The organism is Pseudomonas sp. Mb7 (assembly GCF_054790525.1).
This window is the reverse complement of the sequence record NZ_CP186501.1, coordinates 2,525,491-2,546,192: the sequence shown is the minus strand read 5'-3', so window position 1 is coordinate 2,546,192 and position 20,702 is coordinate 2,525,491. Positions and strand designations below refer to the sequence as shown.

Genomic DNA, 20,702 nt, shown 5'->3' with positions numbered 1-20,702 from the left:
CCTTATTTCATGTCACGCCATCGGCTTCGGGCGTGTAGATACGCCGTCAAATCGCTGTAACCTAGTTGAGCTGCAATCTCCGTTAATGACTCTCCCTGCAATTCAAGATGCATTTCCAATTCTGCGCGAATCTGATCGAGCAATTGTCTGAAGGTTGTACCTTGCTCCTCCAGCCGTCTGCGCAAGGTCCTTGGCGTCTGGTGCAGCGACTTCGCCAGATTGTCCAGATTGGGAGTTTCACGTCTCGCTAGAGATCGTCGCGCTCCTTCAGCAACCTTGGCTGACCAACCGCTGAAATTCCGATGCGCGGCAATCCGTCGATCCAGCTCCTGCGTTAATAATTCCAACATCGCGTGATGACGGGTTTGCATTGGCAGGCTTAAGCTTCGAGCATGAAAATAGAAGCAGTTGATCGAGCAATCAAACTCAACACGATCACCAAACCATTCGGTGTATTGCTTGTAATACGACGGACGCGAATGAGTGAACTTTGCCAAAATCGGCTGCACATTGTGTCCTGTACCTCGTCGTAACTGCGCTATGGACATCACCCCGTAGTGTTCGACGACATACCGCGCCAACTCTCCTGGCGCATCAACGTTCAATTCGACTCCGACGCCGTTTTCGTCATTAACCAACCTGACATTGTCTGTGTCCGAGGCAAGAGGTGCGTACCGGGCCCAAAGGTGCATGGCTGACAAAATATCTGGACTGTACAGGCAAAGATAAGCCAAGACATGCCAGTCCTGGGGTGTGAATAGCGCGAACAATTTTAATCCGATCGCCGGATCGATACGTGCCGCTTCGCGCCACAGTTGATCCAGTTCGATCAGGTTGTAATCCGTACTCTTCCGGGCAACCTGGCTATCAAGGAAGCGCTCCAATACCTGGCCCAGCCTGCCGCGATGAAAGCGTTGGGGGGCGCGGTTGGCCGGTTCTAGCTCAATTTTGTCCATTTCGCGCATTGGGAGGACTTGCTCGCAGGTTTCTAATGAAAGGGCATTGCCCGCAAGGGCCTAAATCGAGAGTGCCATGAATACAACAATGCTCGTCAATAACCCCGCAGTGATAGTAGCCGGGATTTTCCTCTCCTTCATTTTACTGGAACTTGCCTGTTCCTCGCTTCGTCAGTCGTCAGGTAGTAAACGTGACGTACTCATTGAAGTCGTCGGCTCCGGTATATTAGTGATGGTCACATTTCCTTTAGTCATGTGGCTAAGTGGTCTGATATTAAATCACGCCATCCCGGAAATGAAGGGCGCACTGACCTCTATTCCATGGATCGCAGGATTTGCGTTGTTTCTACTGCTGGATGACATGACCCAATATTGGTGGCATCGCCTGACGCATCGTATTCCTGCTCTTTATGCATTGCATCGCGCACATCATTCCGCGCCCTATATGAGCATTCGCATCGTCTACCGCAACAATAGTTTCTACTATCTCTTGATGCCGGGCATCTGGCTATCTGGCGTGTTGATTTATCTGGGGCTCGCACCCGTTTATTATGTTTATTTGATTATAAAAATGACTGTGATCTTCGCCGCACACAGCAATGTTGCGTGGGACGACAAACTCTATCGCATTCGCGCTTTACGGCCGATCATCTGGGTTCTTGAGCGAACCATTTCCACTCCATCCACTCATTCTGCGCATCACGGTTTGACTGCAGAGGATGGCGTGACTCACTACAAAGGTAATTTCGGTAACCTGTTATTTTTATGGGATGTGTTGTTCGGAACAGCCAAAATTACCCGTAGGCGTCCGCCAGCATACGGTATCGAACACTTGTCACCGATAACCTGGAAAGAAGAATTGTTCTGGCCAATCGTTCGCTCCCATCGCACGGCACCCAAGGTAAGTGAAGCTGAACAGAAGGTCGCACAATGAGTCGCCATATCGTTCTGCTGTCTGGATCGAATAGATTCAACAGTCAATCAATCAAAGTTGCGCATTATCTGCGCGAGCGGTTAGAAGCACTTGAGCTTTGTGACTCAAGCGAACTAATAGATCTGGCGTCGAGTCCGCTACCGCTGTGGCCAGAAGAAGACACTCAGAAAGCCTGGAGTGTCCAGCAATCTACCCTCAAAAAAGCAACAGCATTGATCGTGATCAGCCCGGAATGGAATGGCATGGCTTGCCCGGCCCTGAAGAACTTCTTTTTGTACGCAGGGTCCAGCGAACTAGGACATAAGCCCGCGCTTCTAGTTGGCGTTTCGGCTGGACTTGGGGGAGCCTACCCAATTACAGAGTTACGTGCTTCAAGCTATAAAAATAGCCGGATCCTGTATTTGCCTGAGCAACTAATTATAAGAAACGTTGAATCAATGTTTAATAGTGAGTGCCCTTCAGATGAAAATGATATGCGCATCCGCGCACGTGCCGATTGGGTTTTGCATGTTCTTTGCCAATACAATGACGCCTTGCGTACGATGCGAACTGCAATCAAACATCCTCCTGAGTTCTCTACGGGGATGTGAGGTTGTCGCACCTCAATAAGTTTAAAATGCAACTGTTAAAGCTAAACCTTAGTTGGCTCATGACGCCAGAGTAAATACTTCGCGATAGACAAGCATCGGCCGATAGTTGCCTGCAATGAATGTCCGTTTTGGGTCGAAACCGGTCGTTCACGAACGTCTGCTATTGGCCGATAGCTACCGGTCAAGGTCAACTATTTCCAACTCAGCTCAGACATTACACAGGATGACGCTGGATTATATCCAGACGTCGTTCAAAGCCGTTCTTTCGCCATCTTCATGCCCGGTATTCAAAATACCTCGTGGCTCGATCATCATCAGTTTTGTTTCACCTTCAGCAGCCGTCCGATGTTCAACACCACGGGGAACTACATACAGTTCACCCGGATTCACATAGACGCAGCTATCCGGCAGGTCGATGCGCAAGGTGCCTTCCAGGACAAGAAATGCTTCGTCGGTCTCAGGATGTGAGTGCCAGATGAATTCGCCTTCGATTCGCACAACCTTGAACTGGTAGTCATTCATCTCTGCAACAACCCTGGGGCTCCATTGCTGTTCGATGAGCGAAGCTTTACGTGCCAGGTTTACAGGAACTGATGATTGTTGATGACGGAGCTTTGACATGACAGATCCTCTGTGGTCGAAGTCGTCATCCTATAGAGCATGGAGCAGGGCGCTCTTGTACGATCCTGCAAGTCAGCGTGCGGCCCGCAATCGTTCCAGCCAGCGCATGGGCGGAACTCCGTAGCAGCGGGTGAAGTGTCGCGTCATATGACTTTGATCGTGGAAACCCGCGATGAGGGACGCATCCACCAGGGCGAAACCTTCAAGCACCAATGCGCGGAACCGATCCAGACGGCGCAGGGTGACAAATCGGTAAGGGCTCGTACCGTAAAGTGTTCTGAAGTCGCGTGACAGGCTCCAGCGTTCGCGCCCACTGGCATGTTCCAGCATCTCCAGCGAAATGCATGTGTGCAGATGTTCCAGGATGAATGCTCTGGCGCGCTCGGCTGCGCGATAATCCAGACGCTTGCGCCCGCGCGGCTTGCCGCCGACCGCACGCAACGCCATCGCCAGGTCATACAGCGCGTCCTGTTCCTCCAGTGTTTCCAGTGGATGATCCACCGCTTGCACGAATGCTTCGCTGGCACGGAACAGACGCGGATCGCTCGAAAGTCCCCCTGCGATAAAAGGCAGGGGTTCTCCGCCCAAAACGTTCTGGATTAATGCCGGATCAACGTAGGCCATCCGATAACGAAAGCCTGCGTCCGTACCGGCCATGCCATCGTGGAGTTCGTCGGGGTGAAGCACCAGCGTATTGCCGGGGAGACTGTGGCGCATCGAGCCTGCGTAGTGAAAGCTCTGGACGCCCGCCAACGTACGGCCGATCGAGTAGGTGTCGTGTCGATGAGGATCGTAGCCGTGGCTGCCGAACCACGCTTCGATACGCTCGATGCCTCCAGGTTGAACACTGCGGATGACCCAGTCGGCGTTGGCACGTTGGCCATTTTTCTGATCCATGAATGTACCTCTCCAATATGGGTGATCGCGTCGTCCCGGCATGTCGGGCACATTCTCAGGAGACATTTCATCGACTCATGACTGCCGCCAGTTTCGGATGGTTTTTTGCGTAATACAGCTCTGACTCAGCGTCATCTTCGAGGAAGTGCCATATCTTTTTTGATCGCATGGAATATATGGCGATAACCAGAAATACCCCGAGATAAAGCCACATCAAACTGGTTGCGCCGGATCTGGACACGATGGCGCCCGTCATCATGAATGACACCGAGCCCCCTAGCTGACTGATCACTAATGTGGATGCCATCAGTCGCACGCGTACGCCGGAGGGGATCGACATGAGCCTCTTGTCCATTCCGACCATAGCAATGCAAGCACTCGCTGCCCCGACGAAAAACAGGCAAGTACTCAACTGCCAGATCTCGTCGGCTTGTGTCGCTGCACAGAGTGCAAACGTTAATAGGGCCCAACATCCAAGATACTTGTTGCGCTGATTTTCCTTTTTGCTAATCAGCGGGCTTAAAAAGAACAAACCTGCAACGGCTCCGCCCGCGAATATCGCATTGAACAGGCCAACGCTACCTTCAGCTAGACCGCGAGTGTGTATGAGCGCTGGCACCAGCATCGGTATGGTCGCGGTAACGGCCAGACCAAGCAGTAATCCGGAAAAGGTCAAAAATTGTTCTGGCGGTAGAACGCATTTGAGTTTAAGCCCCAAAAGCATGTCATTAACAAGATCGGTTGATGATTTTCGGGGTTGCAGGGCAGGGGATTCGCTGACGGGTAACACCATGCCTAAAACCACAATGACGAATCCTACTATCGACACAAATAGCAGCGAGACTTCCAGTGAGGAAACCGTAATTACCATACCCGCCAACAAAGGCCCAGCAACCCGGCCAACAGTAACAACGATGCGTCGGACGCGAAATGCAGCGTCCGTCCGATGTTTATCAACGGTTTCCGCAGGATAGATACCCAACAGAGGCTGGATCATTCCAAATGCTGATGCAGCGATTACATCGATCACTATCAGCGCATCAAGCGAATACCAGTTTGCGGCAAAAAAGTAGCGCAATACGCTGGCCATCAAGATCGCAAAACAGCCTGCCTTGAGCGCCGTGCTGCGGCGCATTGATTCAACACGCGGCGCCAGACACAACATCGAAATGATCGCCGCGAGTGCGAGCGCTGTTTCGTAGGCGGCCAGCTCCAGCAGGCTTCCTCGCTGCACGATGATCAGCGGTAGCGTGGTATTCCAGCAGCCGAGGTAGATCCAAAGTAACAAGTCCAGGCAAAGATACTTTCGAAATGTACTCAAGGGGTGACTTCCTTGCTCCGCACCTTGTTGTTTGGAATGTCATTCGCACGCGCCGAATTATCCGCAATGCGGCTGCGCAAATATCAGCTTATACCTGCGCTGACATCCGGTGATGTTCCCGCAAAAAGTCGACGAACAATCGCACCCGTGCCGGCATCGCCGCGCCACCGACGAACACCGCATGAATCGGCTCCTGATCCCCCGGGTTCCAGTCTTGCAACAGCGCAATCAGGTCGCCGCGCTGCAGATCCTCGCTCACGCTGAACTCTCCGATACGGGCAATGCCGGCACCCACTCGCGCGAATTGTGCCAGCGCTTCACCACTGCTGCATTCGATGTTGCCGCTGACCTTCAGGGAGAACGCTTTGCCATCGCGGATAAATGGCCAGTTGGGTTCGGCACGCTTGAAATTGAAGCGCAGGCAGTTGTGCTGGAGCAGGTCTTCCGGTTCCTGCGGGATGCCGTGGCGCTGCAGATACTCCGGCGATGCCACCACGACCTGGCCGGTGGTGCCGATCCTGCGTGCGGTCAGCGGGCTGTCGGGCAGATGGCCGAAGCGCACCGCGACGTCGGCTTGCCCGCCAAGAATGTCGACCACTTCGTCGCCGAGGTTGAGGTCAACGACGATGTTCGGGTAACGGGCGCTGAAGGCTGCGACCAAGGGAACGATGGCCAGCCGTCCATGGCCAAGGGCGGCACTGACCCGCAGTCGCCCCTTGGGCACGCCCTGATCGGCGATGGCTTCCTCGACTTCGTCCATGTCGGCGAGGATCCGCCGGGCGCCGCGCAGGAACGCTTCGCCCTCGGCGGTGAAGGTGATCGCTCGGGTGGTGCGCAACAGCAGGCGAGTGCCAAGCCGTTGCTCGGTGCGCGCAATGATCCGGCTGACGGCCGAGGGTGTCAGGCCCAGTGCACGCGCGGCGGCCGACAGGCTGCCTTCCTGCGCGACGGTGGTGAATACGCTCATTTCACCTGACCTGCCGTTGAAATCCACTTGTGCCTCCTACGCAAAGGTGATTGCCAAAAACGCTATCTACCGCCTGAAAGGGCGCGATCGTAGCATTGGCAGCATAGATGAGGAGCTTTCCATGCGTATCAATCCACCACTTGTTGCACTCGCCATCGGTGCCTTCGGCATCGGCGTCACAGAATTCGCCCCCATGGGCATGTTGCCGGGTATCGCTGCGGATCTGGGCGTTTCCATTCCCGCTGCCGGTTTGCTGGTCAGTGCTTATGCGCTGGGCGTATTGCTCGGCGCACCGCTGATGACCCTGACCACCGGCAAGATTCCCCGGCGCTATCTGCTGATTGGGCTCATGGCGATTTTCACCTTGGGTAATCTGATGTCAGCTCTGGCCACCGATTACTACAGCCTCATGGTTGCCAGGGTCGTGACCTCACTGAACCACGGTGCCTTTTTTGGCGTTGGCTCCGTCGTCGCCGCCACCCTGGTCGCCCCGGAAAAACGTGCCGGGGCGGTTGCGGCGATGTTCATGGGCCTGACACTGGCGACCATCGGCGGTGTGCCGCTGGCTGCCTGGTTTGGTGAACTGTTCGGCTGGCGCACGGCTTTCTGGGGTATTACCGGCCTGGGCGTGGTGACCATGGCCGCGTTGTGGTTCGCCTTGCCCAACGTGCGGGCGCCGCAAAGCGTCGGTGTCATGGCAGAAATTCGAGTGTTGGGGCGCGGCCCGGTGCTGGCCGCGCTGGCCCTGACCGTCGTCGGCTCGAGCGCGATGTTCACCGTCTTCACCTACATCGCGCCGATCCTCAGCAGCGAAACCCATGCGTCGACCGCTTACATCACCGCCATGCTGATGCTTTACGGTGTCGGTTTGACGCTGGGTAACATGTGGGGCGGCAAGGCCGCTGACCGTTCGATCGATCGCACCCTGATCGTCTCGCTGAGCGTGCTGATTCTGGTCTTGTTGGCGTTCACCGTACTGATGCGTTGGCCGCTGCCGGCCGCCGTGGCCATTCTGATCTGGGGTATTGCCAGCTTCGCCCTGGTGCCGCCGCTGCAGATGCGCGTCATGGAAGCGGCGAAGGACGCGCCCAATCTGGCCTCGGCGGTGAACATCGGCGCCTTCAACTTCGGCAACGCGATTGGCGCGGCGCTGGGCGGCGCGGTGATCAGCAGCGGCCTGGGTTATCCGGCGATCTCCCTGGCCGGCGCGGCAATGGCGGGCCTGGGGTTGCTGATGGTGTTGGGGTTTGCGTGGCGTTCCAGGACGATTGAAGCCGCCGTGGTGTAACACGTTCAACAATGCTCGGCGAGTTGTCAGTCATTCATAGGGTGAGTAAGCTGCCCCCATGAATCAGCCATCCCTAACTGCCTCCTCGCCGAGCACTCGCGGCCCCGCCGAACACGACATTCGCGACCAGATTGTCGCCGCGGCCAACGAGCACTTCAGCCAATACGGCTACGGTAAAACCACGGTTTCCGACCTGGCCAAGGCCATCGGTTTTTCCAAGGCCTACATCTATAAATTCTTTGATTCCAAGCAAGCGATTGGCGAGGCCATTTGCTCCAACTGTCTGGGCCAAATCGCTGCAGCCGTCGAACAAGCGGTGAATACCGAAGCGGTTTCAGCCACCGAGCGCTTGCGCAGGTTGGTGAAAACCGTGATCGCCACAGGTGTGGATCTGTTCTTCAACGATCGCAAGCTCTACGACATCGCGGCGTTTTCCGCTTCGGAGCGCTGGAACAGCGCCCAGGTGTACGAAGCGCAGATCAAGGGCTTTATCCTCGCCATCGTGCGTCAGGGGCGAGAAGCGGGGGAGTTCGAGCGCAAGACCCCGCTGGACGAGACCGTCGAGGCGATCAATCTGGCGCTGCGACCTTTCGTCAACCCGCTGCTGTTGCAACACAATCTGGATCTGATCGAACAAGCGCCCACGCTGACCACCAACCTCATCCTGCGCAGCCTCATGCCTTGACCCATCGCTGAGCAAAGTTTTCAGGCGATTCGAGTCAAGGCGACATCCCCCCTTATCAAGTTTCCTGTTCCCGGTACTGAGTACCGGGAGGGCATTGAATTTAGCTCAACGTGACCATTGACTGAAATGGTCACATGGATAATATGGCGTCGCTGTAGTGCTCAATGTTCTATTCCAGTGATCTCCATAGAGTCCCGATAATGAAAAAAACAATGCTCAAGAGTCCCGTGGGCCTGGCCGTCGTGCTTGCGTCTTCCAATGTGCTAGCCGGTGGCTTTGCACTCAACGAACAAAGCATCAGCGGGATGGGATCCGGTTTTGCCGGGCGCTCTTCATCAGCCGAAGACGCCAGTACGATTTATGGCAACCCGGCGGGCATGGCGCGGCTTAAACGGGAGCAGGTCAGCGTGGGCGCGGCGACACTGTTCGCCAAGTCGGATATCAGCCGGACGCGCAGTACGTTCGGTGGCAAGGAAGACGGCGACATGGTGCCCACGACCACCGTGCCGATGGGGTATTACGTCAAACCCATTGATGACCACTGGGCATTCGGCGTCGGATTTTATGTACCGTTCGGGTTGATCACCGACTACGGCAGTGGTTTTGCCGGACGCTATTACGCCAACAAGAGTGAAGTCACCACGCTGACTTTCCAGCCGACCATCAGCTACGCCTTTAACGAAAAAGTTTCGATCGGCTTCGGTCCGACCATTAACCGTATCAGCGGCGAGATATCGGGCATGGTTCCCAATCCACTGAGCCCGGGGCGTAATGACGGCAAGCTCAAAAGCACCGGCGATGACACCGCGCTGGGCTTCAACGCCGGTGTGCTGGTGCAGGCGACAGACCAGACCCGCCTGGGCCTGACCTACCATTCCAAGGTCAGTTACCACCTGGATGCGAAAACCAAGGTCACCGATGGCATCTTCAGCGTGCTGGGCGTCAGCGGTCGCAACTATGACGCGTCGCTGGACGTGGACACGCCGGAGTCGGTGGACTTTTCGGTCACGCATCAAATCAATAACGACTGGACGCTTTATGTGGGCAGTACCTGGACGCGCTGGAGCCGCTTCAAGGAGCTGACGATCGAGAACAGTGGTTTGCCGCCATTGCTGAGCGGCCAATTGGGCAAGATCAGCGAAGAGCAGAACTGGCATGACACTTGGGCTCACGCGATCGGTGCAGCCTATCAATTGAATAACCAGTGGGTGCTGCGCGCCGGTTTCTCGGTTGATCAGTCACCGGCTAACAACACCAATCGGGGGCCGCGCATTCCGACGGGCGACCGCAAGGTGCTCAGCTTCGGGGCCGGCTGGACGCCCGTGGAAAATGTCACGATCGACCTGGCTTATTCCTACCTTTGGGAGGAGAGCGTCGAGGTCAACGACACCTCGGCATCGAGAGGTGCCTACAGTGCCAGATACAAGAACAGTGCGAGCGGGCTGGGGACTTCGGTGAGCTACCGTTTTTAGTCAGGCCCGTCAGCCGATTCGTAGTTCGATACTGCAGGTGGTCAGGATGCAGGTTGTGACCATTGACGTTATTGGTCACAAGGCTGAGAATATGATGATCATCCTATTCCTCAGTAAGGGAACCTATGCGCCGGCTCCGACCTTTCCCCATTGCCGCATGCTTGTTGCCTCTTGCCCTGAGCGCCTGTGGCGAGTCTTTCAGCGTTGCGGATCCTCGCACACAGGCGCCGCTGGTCAGATCCGCTGCTGTTCAGGCGTCACCCGAAGTCGCTCGTTCTTTCACCGGAGTGGTCGCGGCGCGCGTTCAGGGCGACCTGGGTTTTCGCGTATCGGGCAAAGTGCTGGAACGCCTGGTTGATACAGGGCAGGCCGTTAAGCGAGGGCAGCCGCTGATGCGTCTCGACCCGGTCGACCTCGGGCTGCAAGCGCGGGCGCAGCAGGCGGCGGTCATAGCTGCTCGCGCCAGCGCCAAACAGACAGCCGACGATGAGGCTCGCTATCGCAAACTGGTCGGCGTTGGCGCTATTTCGGCATCAGCCTACGATCAGTTCAGAGCCGCCGCAGAGACGGCAAAAGCGCAGCTCAACGCCGCGCAAGCGCAAGCCGATGTAGCGCGCAATACCTCGGGTTATGCGCTGCTGGTCGCTGATGCGGACGGCGTGGTGGTGGAAACACTCGCTGAACCGGGACAAGTCGTCAGTCCGGGACAACCGGTGGTTCGACTGGCCCGTGCAGGTCAGCGCGAAGCCATCGTGCATCTGCCCGAAACCCTGCGTCCGGCCGCCGGCTCCACCGCGCAAGCCAGCCTCTACGGCATGAATTCAGCGGCTGTCACGGCAAAACTGCGGCTGCTTTCGGACTCGGCAGACCGTACAACGCGCACGTTCGAAGCGCGCTATGTGCTTGAGGGGCCGCTGGCCAATGCGCCAATCGGTGCGACCGTGACCCTCAGCATTGCCGAGGGCGCCACCCAGACTCAAGCGTTACAAGTCCCCATCGCCGCCGTTTACGACCCGGGCAAAGGCCCCGGTGTGTGGGTGATTGCCGGAACACCGGCAACTGTGACCTGGCGAGCGGTTCAGGTGCTGGGGGTGAGCGATGATTCGGCGCGCATCGCTGGCGACCTTACTGCCGGTGACAAGGTTGTAGCGTTGGGCGCCCATCTGCTGCGCGATGGCGAAGAGGTGCGATTGCCGCAGCAGAGCGCAGCCAGCGTTGCCGGGAGCCGTCCATGAGCCAGGGGCGATTCAACCTTTCGGCCATCGCCGTGCGCGAGCGGGCGATCACGGTGTGCCTGATTTTTCTGATTGCCGTTGCGGGGACGTTGTCGTTCTTTAAGTTGGGACGTGCGGAAGATCCACCGTTTACGGTCAAACAGTTGACCGTCATCACCGCGTGGCCCGGCGCGACGGCGCAGGAGATGCAGGATCAGGTCGCCGAACCTCTTGAGAAACGCCTGCAAGAACTCAAGTGGTACGACCGCTCGGAAACCTACACTCGCCCTGGACTGGCGTTCACGATGGTGTCGTTGCTCGATAGCACGCCGCCGTCGCAAGTGCAGGAAGAGTTCTATCAAGCGCGCAAGAAACTCGACGATGAAGCCATCAGGTTGCCGGCCGGTGTGATCGGGCCGATGGTCAACGATGAGTTTTCCGACGTGACCTTCGCACTGTTCGCCTTGAAAGCCAAAGGCGAGCCACAGCGCTTGCTGGTGCGTGATGCCGAAGCCATGCGCCAGCGTCTGCTGCATGTGCCGGGGGTGAAGAAGGTCAATATCATCGGTGAGCAAGCCGAGCGCATCTACGTTTCGTTTTCCCATGACCGCTTGGCGACTCTCGGCTTGTCGCCGCAGGACATCTTCGCCGCGCTGAACAGTCAGAACGTGCTGACGCCCGCCGGCTCCATCGAAACCAATGGTCCGCAGGTTTTTCTGCGTCTCGACGGTGCCTTCGACAAGGTGCAGAAAATTCGCGACACACCGGTCTTCGTGCAGGGGCGCACACTCAAGCTCTCTGATGTGGCGACGGTTGAACGCGGTTACGAAGATCCGGCGACCTTTGTTGTACGCAATAACGGTGAAGACGCGCTGCTGCTGGGCGTGGTGATGCGCGAGGGCTGGAACGGTCTGGATCTGGGCAAGGCGCTGGATGCGGAGACCGCGCGGATCAATGCGGAAATGCCATTGGGCATGACACTCGCCAAAGTCACCGACCAGGCAGTCAATATCGACTCGGCGGTCGGCGAGTTCATGGTGAAGTTTTTTGTCGCGCTGCTGGTGGTCATGCTCGTTTGTTTTCTGAGTATGGGCTGGCGAGTAGGGGTGGTGGTCGCCGCGGCTGTGCCGTTGACCCTGGCGATCGTGTTCGTGGTGATGGCCGCCACCGGCAAGAATTTCGATCGCATCACCCTCGGCTCATTGATCCTTGCGCTCGGGCTGTTGGTCGATGACGCGATCATCGCCATTGAAATGATGGTGGTGAAAATGGAGGAGGGCTACGACCGCATCAAGGCATCCGCCTATGCCTGGAGCCATACGGCAGCGCCGATGCTGTCCGGTACGCTGGTGACGGCAATCGGCTTTTTGCCGAACGGTTTTGCCCAGTCCACTGCCGGCGAGTACACCAGCAACATGTTCTGGATCGTCGGCATCGCATTGATCGCTTCCTGGGTCGTCGCGGTGGCGTTCACCCCGTATCTGGGCGTGAAATTGTTGCCGGACATCAAGAAGGTCGAAGGTGGCCACGCGGCGATCTATAACACGCCGAATTACAACCGCTTCCGCCGGCTGCTGACCGCGGTGATCGCCCGCAAATGGTTAGTAGCAGGCACGGTGGTCACGCTGTTTTTTGTCGCCGTGCCAGGCATGGGGCTGGTGAAGAAACAGTTCTTCCCGACCTCTGACCGCCCCGAGGTGATGATCGAGGTGCAAATGCCCTACGGCACTTCGATCGAGCAGACCAGCACCACGGCCGCCAAGGTCGAAGCCTGGTTGCAAAAGCAGGATGAGGCCAAAATCGTCACGGCCTATATCGGCCAGGGTGCGCCGCGTTTCTTCCTGGCGATGGCGCCAGAATTACCCGACCCTTCGTTTGCGAAAATCGTGGTGCTGACGGACAGTCAGGAAGCACGCGAAACCCTCAAGTTCCGGCTGCGCGAAGCGGTTGCCGAGGGGCTCGCGCCGGAAGCCCGTGTCAGGGCCACGCAAATTGTGTTCGGTCCTTATTCTCCGTTTCCGGTTGCCTACCGGGTGATGGGCCCTGATCCGGCGAAGCTGCGCGATATCGCCGAGCAGGTCCGGAGCGTGCTGCAAGACAGCCCGATGATGAGAACGGTGAACACCGACTGGGGACCGCTGACCCCGACCTTGCATTTCAGTCTCGATCAGGACCGTCTGCAGGCAGTGGGGCTGACCTCCAATGCGGTCGCCCAGCAACTGCAGTTTCTGCTGAGCGGAGTGCCGATCACGGCGGTGCGCGAGGATATTCGTTCTGTGCAGGTCGTCGGGCGTGCGGCGGGCAATATCAGGCTCGACCCGGCGCAGATCAAGGGTTTCACTTTGGTCGGCGTGTCGGGACAACGCATCCCGTTATCGCAGATTGGCGAGGTCGATGTGCGCATGGAGGACCCGATTCTGCGCCGCCGTGATCGCACACCGACGATCACTGTGCGTGGCGACATTGCCGAAGGCTTGCAGCCACCGGATGTTTCGAGTGCGATCCTCAAGCAGTTGCAGCCGATCATCGAAACACTGCCTTCCGGTTACCGGATCGAGCAGGCGGGTGCCATCGAGGAGTCCGGCAAAGCGGGCAAGGCAATCTTGCCCCTGCTGCCGATCATGATCGCCATGACGTTGCTGATCATCATGGTGCAGGTGCGTTCGATCGCGGCGATGATCATGGTCTTCCTCACCTCGCCATTAGGCTTGATTGGCGTGGTGCCGACGCTGCTGATCTTCAATCAGCCGTTTGGCATCAATGCGCTGGTCGGGTTGATTGCGCTGTCGGGAATCCTGATGCGCAATACGCTGATTCTGATCGGGCAGATCCATCACAACACGCTGGAAGGACTGGACCCGTTCCATGCCGTGGTCGAAGCCACGGTGCAACGTGCGCGGCCGGTACTGCTGACGGCGCTGGCGGCCATCCTGGCGTTTATTCCCCTGACACACTCGGTGTTCTGGGGCACGCTGGCCTACACCCTGATCGGCGGCACATTCGTCGGTACCATCATGACGCTGGTGTTCCTGCCGGCGATGTATTCCATCTGGTTCAAGATCCGCCCTGAGCAAAAGGCTCAGACTGAAGCAATCCAACTGGCGTAGTTAAAAAGCCTGCAATCGAGGCCCGCTCTGGCGGGCCTCTTTGTCCCCCCATCAAAGTGTGGTGATCTGTCCGTTGCGGTCCAGTTCATACACCTTGTTGCCCTGCAATTTCTCCTTCAGCCACCGCTCGGCCTTGCCCAGCGGTCGCTGCCGCGCCCACAACAAATCCACACCGATCTGCCAGTCCGTATGCGGATACGCCGAGAGCTGCAGTTCCACCAGCTCACCATTGGCCAGTTCGCGCTGAACAAGCTGACGGGGCAGGGTGGCCCAGCCGAGCCCGGCGCGGACCATTTCCAATAACGCCAGATAGCTTTCCGCTTGCCACAACTGGGTCGAGCGCAGGTATTCGCTGCTCGGCAGTTTGCTTGCGTGGGCGCTGAAGGCCAGGCGGCGATGGACGTGCAGGTCGTCGAAGGTGACGTCATCGAGTTGCGCCAGTGGATGATCGGGATGGCAGACGTGCAGCATGATCAGTTTGCCCAGTTGCTGGAACGCCAGTTCCTTAGGGTAGCCGGGCTGCGAAAACGCCACGCCGAGTACCGCTTCGCCGCTGCTGACCAGTTCGCTGACGTCGCCATACACCGGATGGCGGATGATCAGGTCGACGAAGGGGAACGCGGCTTCGAAGGCTTTGAGCACCGGCATGATCGGGCCGTACGGCGTTTCAATGGCGAGCGTCAGGCTGGTTTCGACGTTGTCCGACAGGCAATCGGCGTGGGCTTCGAAGGTCATGCAGCGTTCGAGCACGGCTTCGGCCTGCACCAGCAATTTATGGCCGCTGGCGGTGAGGGCAGGGCTGCGGTTGCTGCGGTCGAACAGGTCGACGCCAAGGTCGGTTTCGAGGTTGGCAATAGCCGCGCTGATGGTCGATTGGGTCTTGCCCAGTTGGCGCCCGGCTGCGGAGAACGATCCGCTTTTGACCACTTGGACGAACATCAACAGTTGATCGAGTGAGAAGCGCAAGCGGTGAACTTCCGGGTCGAAAATAAAGGTTTGGAGCGGCTAACGAATGCGTGATTGTGCCATCGAAAAAAACGATGGTTGCTAATTTGTTTCATCGTAATAAACGTTCAACTATGGCCCCGCGTCAAACGATCTCCGGGGCGGATCTGACTTTCAAGCGCCCCTGAGCATGCCCGCGATCTCAACAGATGCCGCACCTTCAGGAGCGTGTGAAATGACTACACAACGCATTCATCCGGTGGACGAGGTTTTGCCACTGCGACAGTTGTTCACGTTTGGCTTGCAGCATGTGCTGGTGATGTACGCGGGAGCGGTGGCAGTGCCGCTGATTCTCGGCAGTGCGATGGGGCTGACCTCGGCGCAGATCGTTTTACTGATTAACGCCAACCTGTTGACCTCGGGGGTGGCGACGTTGATTCAAACCCTTGGCTTCTGGAAGTTCGGCGCGCGGCTGCCGCTGATTCAGGGCTGCTCGTTCATAGCCCTGGCGCCGATGATCATGATCGGCAAGGAATTCGGCCTCAGTCAGATTTTCGGTGCGGTGATCGCGGCGGGCTTTATCACCATTGCGTTGGCACCGGTGTTCAGCCGCTTGCTGCGGTTTTTTCCGCCGGTAGTGATTGGCAGTCTGATCACCATCATCGGCATCTCGCTGATGCCGGCGGCGGCGATCTGGCTGGGCGGCGGCAATCCCGACTCGGCGGATTTTGGTAATTCCGCGAACTTGTTGCTGGGCCTGGTCACAGTCAGCGTGACGTTGCTGATCTACGCCAAATTCAAGGGTTTCATTGGCAACCTCAGCGTGCTGATTGGTCTGTTCGTCGGCAGCCTGATCGCAGCGGCTTGCGGCATGACTCACTTCGGTCGGGTCAGCGAAGCGGCGTGGTTTGAGCTGAGTGCGCCGATGGCCTTCGGCGCCCCGGAATTCGCGCCGGTGCCGATTCTGATCATGACCCTGGCGATGCTGGTGATCATGGCCGAGACCACCGGCAACTGCCTGGCGATCGGCAAATTGACCGGCAAACCGACCACGCAACAGACCCTCGGCAACGCGTTTCGCGCCGACGGTTTGTCGACCATGCTGGGTGGCTTGTTCAACAGTTTTCCCTACAACGCTTTCACTCAAAACACCGGTTTGATCGCGCTTTCGAATGTGAAAAGCCGCTTCGTCGTGGCCGCCGCCGGGTCAATCATGGTGCTGATGGGTTTGTTCCCGAAACTCGGCGCGTTGATCGCCGCAGTGCCGACGCCAGTGCTCGGTGGCTGCGCGATCGTGATGTTCGGCATGACCACGGTGGCGGGGATTCAGGAACTGTCACGGGTGCAATTCGAGGGCACTCGCAACGGCATCATCGTCGCCGTATCGGTAAGTGTCGGAGTGCTGCCAATGTCCTTTCCGGTGCTGTTCGAACACGTTGGGCCAACGCTGAAACTGGTACTCGACAGCGGGATTTTCCTCGGCGCGATCACCGCCATTGTCCTCAACATCCTGCTCAACAACGATAAAAAATCGACCGAAACCATCGGCGCTGAACTGGCCGACTGACTTTTGTTTTCCACTGCCCAGGAGTTACCCATGAATCAATTCACTCAGCTCATTCCGGCCGGCGTCAGCGAGCTTGATCTGACCTTGCTGCGCCAGACCATCGCCTTGTCCGAGGCATCGAAACAACGCGGTCGCCATCCGTTCGCGGCATTGGTGGCGGATCGCAACGGCAAGGTGATTGTCGAAGCGGGGAACAACTCGATGCCGCCGCAAGGCGATCCGACTCAGCATGCCGAGTTGGTGGCGGCCGCCGCAGCGGCAAAACTGCTGTCGCCGCAAGAGCTGGAACTGTGCACGCTGTACACCAGCGCCGAACCTTGCTGCATGTGCGCCGGCGCGGTGTATTGGACCGGGATCGGGCGGGTGGTTTATGCCTTGTCGGAGCATGCGTTACTGGGATTGACCGGTGACCATCCGGAGAACCCGACGTTCTCGCTGCCATGCCGCGAGGTGTTCGCCAAGGGGCAGCGCAAGGTCAGTGTGTTGGGGCCGATGCTGGAGGGGGAGGCGGCTGAGCCGCACAAGGGTTTTTGGTCGTAACCAGCTTTGCAACGAAGCTCGAATGGGGTGAGGTTGCGCTATCCAGAGACTTAAGAGCACTTGCTCGCCGAGAGGGAGAAGGTGCGAAGTTTTGGAACTGCCAGCCCTCGGCCGATGCCGAATGAGTAACCAGAACGAGGGCAAAGCAATGACTGAAGAAACAGCACAATTTCCAGAGGAAGAAGTACCGGATCAATCGACGCCGGCGCATTCCACAGAGGAAGAGCAAAAGCGCCTTAAAGATTTTAACAAGGAAGGCATCCCGCCCGGCAGTTGCTGATCGGTAGGCTCGGGACACATACCTTCGGCGCGTCGCTTTGCGACGCGCCATGAGGCGTTGGCCCGTGCCTGTGCGGCCATCGGCGGGGATTTCAAGCGTGTGTGTCAACGCTGAGTGTCATTTGGATCAATGTTGCCTGCAGCGCGTGGAGGTTGCCAGCGCATACAGAAATCTGATTTTGAATCTCGATTGTTCTTTGAGCCTTCTCTTCTTCTGGCATATTCATTCTTTCGGTTTTAGCCAGCTCTGCTCTGCGAGTTGCAAGTTGTTGCTGTATCTCGGCAATTTGTTTTTTTATGAGCTCGACTGCACTAATAGGCTGTTTGACCGTATTAACACCTTCTTCGCTGGACTCAATTCTAATCTTGTCGTCGCTTGTGGTTTTCTTCGTAAGTGCTAGATGATTTTGCGAATCTGATTTTATGTGTTGGTTGTTCTCTGGTTTTTTCTTATAGATGGTTACGCTCATTGCACTGATTTTTGGCATGGCTAATTCTCTTGGCTTTCTCGCCTATAGGGCGGTGGGGCTATTGATCTCACACGGTTGCGCGTGAGTGCTCACTACGCCTTTTATGGTAATGAGTCTTCTGCGTGTGGATATAGGAATTGTCTTGTTTTTATGCGCCATGGCTAGACGCGCAGAAACGACAAGGCTCTGAATAAATCAGAGCCTTGATGTTGAAGATTGAAGAATTGAACGTGTTATTTCGATGTGTCTACGCTGGTAGAGCAAGAAAGCCGGTAATGCTCATAGTTCAAATCCTTTAGCCTTTCTGGAAGCTTGTAGGGGGCGGGGCAACTCTTGCCCTGCCACTTGATTGTGATGATGCCTTGATCTTTGGTAACAAGCGCTAACGCCTTGCCGGTGGGGTCGGAAAGTGCCAGTTGTTTACCTTCGGCGTCCATCAATACGGCTCCGAATGGGAGGGGTTTGCCCTCGGCATCGTAGAGTTCGAACTGGATCCGTCTCCCTTTGCTGCCTTCGAAGCGCGCAAGCACTACTGAACCTCGTCTCGGTACGAGTTGTTGGGTGGCGTTGTCCAGCTCTATGTCACCGCCGAGATTTCGTGTGTCCAGCGTCACCCAATTCACGCGATAGGGCTGTGCGTTTGGAAGGACGGCATAGCCGTTGAGGCCGGTTTTCACGCCGGAGTAGCTGCTGACTTCTACCCCTGACATGCCAGGCACTTCCACCATTGCGAATGTTTCGCCGACGGTCTGGCCCATGTTGATTCCCCCCGCGTGAGCCACGATCGATCCGGCCGCGCTCAGGTTTTGTGATTCATAACCGCTACCTCGGCTGTAGCCCAATCCCAGATCGCCCATCGCTGTCCGGGTACTCAGGCTGAGTGAGCCGGAGCGATCACCTTGCACACTGCGGCCGGTCTGTACGGAATAGTAGGTGTCACTGTCTTCAGTCAGATAACCATTGATCCCGGCTTGCGTACTGGTGCCGGTATTCTGATGATTGCTGGAAATATAGGCGCGAGGCGCGCGAGGTGTCGATCCGAGCGGGAATGAGATCGAAACGCTCAGTTGGGTGTCGTGAGTGGTGTCACCGCGTGCGCCGAACTCTTCGGTTTTACTCAAACTGATGTTGTAGTTCAGGTCGCGCCAATTATTGTTGTAACCGGCAGAAAAGCTGCGCGAACCACCGCGATCCCAATAGCGCTGATCACTGGCATTCAAGTACAGCGAGCCGTACTGGCGCGCTTCACCCAGGGTCTGGTTGATCGTGAGGTCGGTACGGGTTTTGGCGTTACCTGCGCGCCGCGTAGCGCCGGTGCTGGTGTCCTGAACGTGGTCGGTCAGCGTGCGGTAACCCTCGGTCGAATAACGATAGGCGGCGAGGGTGAAGCTGGTATCGGTGCCGGTGAAGGTCTTTGCATAGAGCGCGCGTACGCTGCTGCCCTGGGTCGTTTTACCGAATGCCTTGCTGGACGATTGCGTGAGGTCCAGCGACATAGCGCCAATCGACGTGTTCTTCGCCGCACCGACTGAAAGCGCTTTGAAACCGTTGCTGGCCTGAATGCCGGCAATGCCCGTCAGGTTGCTGGTCAAGCCGTAGGCGAAAGTACCGCCCAGGAAGGCTGGCTTGTCGTAGCCTTCGCTGTTGTTGTTGAATTTGCCGCTCGACAGGCTGTACTTCAATTGACCCTCACGCACCATCGTCGGCAAGGCGGAGAACGCCTGCCGGGTGACCTTGCGCCGACCATCCGCTTCGACAACGGTGATCTCCAGATCACCATTGGAGCCCGATGGATAGATATCACTGATCTCGAACGGCCCCGGCGGTACGTTGGTGGTGTAAAGAATGTAGTTATCCTGGCGGACCTCGATCTTCGCATTGGTTTCAGCCACGCCACGAATGATTGGCGCATAGCCGCGCTCGCTGTCTGCGCGCATGCCCTCATCAGAGGCCACCTTGACGCCTTGATAGCGCACGCTGTCGAACAGATCCGAATCGGAGAATATTTCCCCCGCACTCAGTTGCCCCTTGATCGCCGTGAGGTCGCGCTGGATGAACGTGCGGTTGCTGACAAACCGATTGGGCCGGCCGGTGGCACTGCTCAGATTGGACTCGTTGCGCAAACGCCAGGCACCGAAGTTGATGCCGTTGCGCAGCCCCAGATTATTGGAGATTTGCGTCGAGTAATCGGTTTTGCTGCGGGTGCTGCTCAACTGATAGTTGATGAACCCGGCGGCCACGCCATCGTCCCAAAGCTCTGGGTCCACATAGCCGCGCATGCCACGTGCCATCGCGACCTGCGGCACGCTGATATTGAGGCGCAGGCGGTTGGCGTCAAAACTGATACTGGCTTGCTCGATCATCGACGCAAGATCGTAGTGATCGGCCGGCCGTTGCTCGTCAACCAGGCCTTGCTCACGCAGTTTGCGCATGTCTACGCCCAGCTGCTGTAACAATTCCAGGGTGATACGTGGCTCGACTTTGCCGTTGAGCGGGTTGGCCGCGAAATCAACGTCGCGACGACCGACCAGCGTGCCGTTGCTGAACACGTCAACGCGATATCGGCCCGGCAGAACGCTGTTGGCATTCAACAAGGGTTGCAGATCGACCGCCGATGAACCTTCCAGAAACAAGGTATTGAACGCTTCACCCGCTACCGCGGCGGGGGCTTCGGCACCCATGGCGAATCCACAGATGGCCATATTGATGGCAAAGCACAATGGATGCAGGCAGCCCAACGCCGTTTTGTTTTTATGGCGCGCAACGTGATGCTTTACACAACTTGAAGATGTGTGGTGTTGGGAGGAAAACATGCAATTTGCCTTATCAGTCCGTATTGCTTCAACCGG

Annotated in this window: 18 protein-coding genes; 10 read left to right on the top strand and 8 right to left on the bottom strand. The window is 57.2% G+C overall.

Annotated features, from left to right (window positions below; genetic code table 11):
* Positions 1 to 2: 2 nt before the first annotated feature.
* On the bottom strand, positions 3 to 965 hold the full coding sequence (locus tag ACOYXH_RS11640; protein WP_460410722.1) for an AraC family transcriptional regulator ligand-binding domain-containing protein: 963 nt from the start codon (positions 963 to 965) through the stop codon (positions 3 to 5).
* A gap of 67 nt (positions 966 to 1,032) precedes the next feature.
* Here ACOYXH_RS11640 and ACOYXH_RS11635 point away from each other — a divergent pair, with 67 nt between their 5' ends.
* Both ACOYXH_RS11635 and ACOYXH_RS11630 read left to right on the top strand, forming a co-directional pair.
* Entirely contained in the window at positions 1,033 to 1,890 is an 858-nt protein-coding gene (locus ACOYXH_RS11635; RefSeq protein WP_460410721.1) for a sterol desaturase family protein, read from the top strand.
* Positions 1,887 to 2,480: an NADPH-dependent FMN reductase gene (locus ACOYXH_RS11630; RefSeq protein WP_460410720.1), complete on the top strand. Its 594-nt coding sequence runs from the start codon at positions 1,887 to 1,889 to the stop codon at positions 2,478 to 2,480. The genes ACOYXH_RS11635 and ACOYXH_RS11630 overlap by 4 nt, the downstream gene beginning before the upstream one ends.
* Positions 2,481 to 2,714: 234 nt before the next feature.
* On the opposite strand, the gene ACOYXH_RS11625 is transcribed toward ACOYXH_RS11630, so the two are convergent.
* The 4 genes from ACOYXH_RS11625 to ACOYXH_RS11610 all read right to left on the bottom strand — a co-directional run bounded on the left by ACOYXH_RS11625 (position 2,715) and on the right by ACOYXH_RS11610 (position 6,313).
* Entirely contained in the window at positions 2,715 to 3,101 is a 387-nt protein-coding gene (locus ACOYXH_RS11625) for a cupin domain-containing protein (protein WP_095118935.1), read from the bottom strand.
* Between the two features lie 72 nt (positions 3,102 to 3,173).
* A complete protein-coding gene (locus ACOYXH_RS11620; protein ID WP_460064611.1) occupies positions 3,174 to 3,998 on the bottom strand; it encodes an AraC family transcriptional regulator in 825 nt (274 codons plus the stop codon).
* 67 nt (positions 3,999 to 4,065) lie between these two features.
* Positions 4,066 to 5,319, bottom strand: a complete 1,254-nt coding sequence (locus ACOYXH_RS11615; RefSeq protein ID WP_460064609.1) for an MFS transporter — start codon at positions 5,317 to 5,319, stop codon at positions 4,066 to 4,068.
* Between the two features lie 88 nt (positions 5,320 to 5,407).
* On the bottom strand, positions 5,408 to 6,313 hold the full coding sequence (locus tag ACOYXH_RS11610; protein WP_460064607.1) for a LysR family transcriptional regulator: 906 nt from the start codon (positions 6,311 to 6,313) through the stop codon (positions 5,408 to 5,410).
* A gap of 94 nt (positions 6,314 to 6,407) precedes the next feature.
* Here ACOYXH_RS11610 and ACOYXH_RS11605 point away from each other — a divergent pair, with 94 nt between their 5' ends.
* The 5 genes from ACOYXH_RS11605 (at position 6,408) to ACOYXH_RS11585 (ending at position 14,052) form a co-directional block, all read left to right on the top strand.
* The gene (locus ACOYXH_RS11605) at positions 6,408 to 7,574 is read left to right on the top strand and encodes an MFS transporter (RefSeq protein ID WP_460410719.1); all 1,167 of its coding nucleotides are present in this window, start codon (positions 6,408 to 6,410) and stop codon (positions 7,572 to 7,574) included.
* A gap of 58 nt (positions 7,575 to 7,632) precedes the next feature.
* The gene (locus ACOYXH_RS11600; RefSeq protein WP_320412974.1) at positions 7,633 to 8,259 is read left to right on the top strand and encodes a TetR/AcrR family transcriptional regulator; all 627 of its coding nucleotides are present in this window, start codon (positions 7,633 to 7,635) and stop codon (positions 8,257 to 8,259) included.
* Between the two features lie 200 nt (positions 8,260 to 8,459).
* On the top strand, positions 8,460 to 9,731 hold the full coding sequence (locus ACOYXH_RS11595) for an OmpP1/FadL family transporter (protein ID WP_460410718.1): 1,272 nt from the start codon (positions 8,460 to 8,462) through the stop codon (positions 9,729 to 9,731).
* Positions 9,732 to 9,856: 125 nt separating this feature from the next.
* On the top strand, positions 9,857 to 10,966 hold the full coding sequence (locus tag ACOYXH_RS11590) for an efflux RND transporter periplasmic adaptor subunit (RefSeq protein WP_460410717.1): 1,110 nt from the start codon (positions 9,857 to 9,859) through the stop codon (positions 10,964 to 10,966).
* Positions 10,963 to 14,052 (top strand): efflux RND transporter permease subunit, encoded by a 3,090-nt coding sequence (locus ACOYXH_RS11585; RefSeq protein WP_460410716.1) that lies wholly within the window; start codon positions 10,963 to 10,965, stop codon positions 14,050 to 14,052. The genes ACOYXH_RS11590 and ACOYXH_RS11585 overlap by 4 nt, the downstream gene beginning before the upstream one ends.
* A gap of 51 nt (positions 14,053 to 14,103) precedes the next feature.
* On the opposite strand, the gene ACOYXH_RS11580 is transcribed toward ACOYXH_RS11585, so the two are convergent.
* Positions 14,104 to 15,018 (bottom strand): LysR family transcriptional regulator, encoded by a 915-nt coding sequence (locus tag ACOYXH_RS11580; protein ID WP_460410715.1) that lies wholly within the window; start codon positions 15,016 to 15,018, stop codon positions 14,104 to 14,106.
* Between the two features lie 214 nt (positions 15,019 to 15,232).
* Between ACOYXH_RS11580 and ACOYXH_RS11575 the strand changes: the two genes are divergently transcribed.
* From ACOYXH_RS11575 to ACOYXH_RS11565, 3 genes are all read left to right on the top strand, one after another.
* Positions 15,233 to 16,564: a nucleobase:cation symporter-2 family protein gene (locus tag ACOYXH_RS11575; RefSeq protein WP_460410714.1), complete on the top strand. Its 1,332-nt coding sequence runs from the start codon at positions 15,233 to 15,235 to the stop codon at positions 16,562 to 16,564.
* 30 nt (positions 16,565 to 16,594) lie between these two features.
* Positions 16,595 to 17,104: a nucleoside deaminase gene (locus ACOYXH_RS11570; protein WP_077572909.1), complete on the top strand. Its 510-nt coding sequence runs from the start codon at positions 16,595 to 16,597 to the stop codon at positions 17,102 to 17,104.
* Between the two features lie 148 nt (positions 17,105 to 17,252).
* Positions 17,253 to 17,384: a hypothetical protein gene (locus ACOYXH_RS11565; protein ID WP_086936038.1), complete on the top strand. Its 132-nt coding sequence runs from the start codon at positions 17,253 to 17,255 to the stop codon at positions 17,382 to 17,384.
* A 91-nt stretch (positions 17,385 to 17,475) separates the two neighbouring features.
* On the opposite strand, the gene ACOYXH_RS11560 is transcribed toward ACOYXH_RS11565, so the two are convergent.
* On the bottom strand, positions 17,476 to 17,871 hold the full coding sequence (locus ACOYXH_RS11560; protein ID WP_077572908.1) for a hypothetical protein: 396 nt from the start codon (positions 17,869 to 17,871) through the stop codon (positions 17,476 to 17,478).
* A 215-nt stretch (positions 17,872 to 18,086) separates the two neighbouring features.
* A complete protein-coding gene (locus ACOYXH_RS11555) occupies positions 18,087 to 20,555 on the bottom strand; it encodes a fimbria/pilus outer membrane usher protein (RefSeq protein ID WP_460410872.1) in 2,469 nt (822 codons plus the stop codon).
* Positions 20,556 to 20,702: the final 147 nt, after the last annotated feature.

What these genes read in the sequence shown, in the direction of transcription:
- ACOYXH_RS11640 (WP_460410722.1), bottom strand. Translation starts at nt 965, where the DNA reads ATGCGCGAAATGGACAAAATTGAGCTAGAACCGGCCAACCGCGCCCCC.
- ACOYXH_RS11635 (WP_460410721.1), top strand. Translation starts at nt 1,033, where the DNA reads ATGAATACAACAATGCTCGTCAATAACCCCGCAGTGATAGTAGCCGGG.
- ACOYXH_RS11630 (WP_460410720.1), top strand. Translation starts at nt 1,887, where the DNA reads ATGAGTCGCCATATCGTTCTGCTGTCTGGATCGAATAGATTCAACAGT.
- ACOYXH_RS11625 (WP_095118935.1), bottom strand. Translation starts at nt 3,101, where the DNA reads ATGTCAAAGCTCCGTCATCAACAATCATCAGTTCCTGTAAACCTGGCA.
- ACOYXH_RS11620 (WP_460064611.1), bottom strand. Translation starts at nt 3,998, where the DNA reads ATGGATCAGAAAAATGGCCAACGTGCCAACGCCGACTGGGTCATCCGC.
- ACOYXH_RS11605 (WP_460410719.1), top strand. Translation starts at nt 6,408, where the DNA reads ATGCGTATCAATCCACCACTTGTTGCACTCGCCATCGGTGCCTTCGGC.
- ACOYXH_RS11600 (WP_320412974.1), top strand. Translation starts at nt 7,633, where the DNA reads ATGAATCAGCCATCCCTAACTGCCTCCTCGCCGAGCACTCGCGGCCCC.
- ACOYXH_RS11595 (WP_460410718.1), top strand. Translation starts at nt 8,460, where the DNA reads ATGAAAAAAACAATGCTCAAGAGTCCCGTGGGCCTGGCCGTCGTGCTT.
- ACOYXH_RS11590 (WP_460410717.1), top strand. Translation starts at nt 9,857, where the DNA reads ATGCGCCGGCTCCGACCTTTCCCCATTGCCGCATGCTTGTTGCCTCTT.
- ACOYXH_RS11585 (WP_460410716.1), top strand. Translation starts at nt 10,963, where the DNA reads ATGAGCCAGGGGCGATTCAACCTTTCGGCCATCGCCGTGCGCGAGCGG.
- ACOYXH_RS11575 (WP_460410714.1), top strand. Translation starts at nt 15,233, where the DNA reads ATGACTACACAACGCATTCATCCGGTGGACGAGGTTTTGCCACTGCGA.
- ACOYXH_RS11570 (WP_077572909.1), top strand. Translation starts at nt 16,595, where the DNA reads ATGAATCAATTCACTCAGCTCATTCCGGCCGGCGTCAGCGAGCTTGAT.
- ACOYXH_RS11565 (WP_086936038.1), top strand. Translation starts at nt 17,253, where the DNA reads ATGACTGAAGAAACAGCACAATTTCCAGAGGAAGAAGTACCGGATCAA.
- ACOYXH_RS11560 (WP_077572908.1), bottom strand. Translation starts at nt 17,871, where the DNA reads ATGCCAAAAATCAGTGCAATGAGCGTAACCATCTATAAGAAAAAACCA.
- ACOYXH_RS11555 (WP_460410872.1), bottom strand. Translation starts at nt 20,555, where the DNA reads ATGGCCATCTGTGGATTCGCCATGGGTGCCGAAGCCCCCGCCGCGGTA.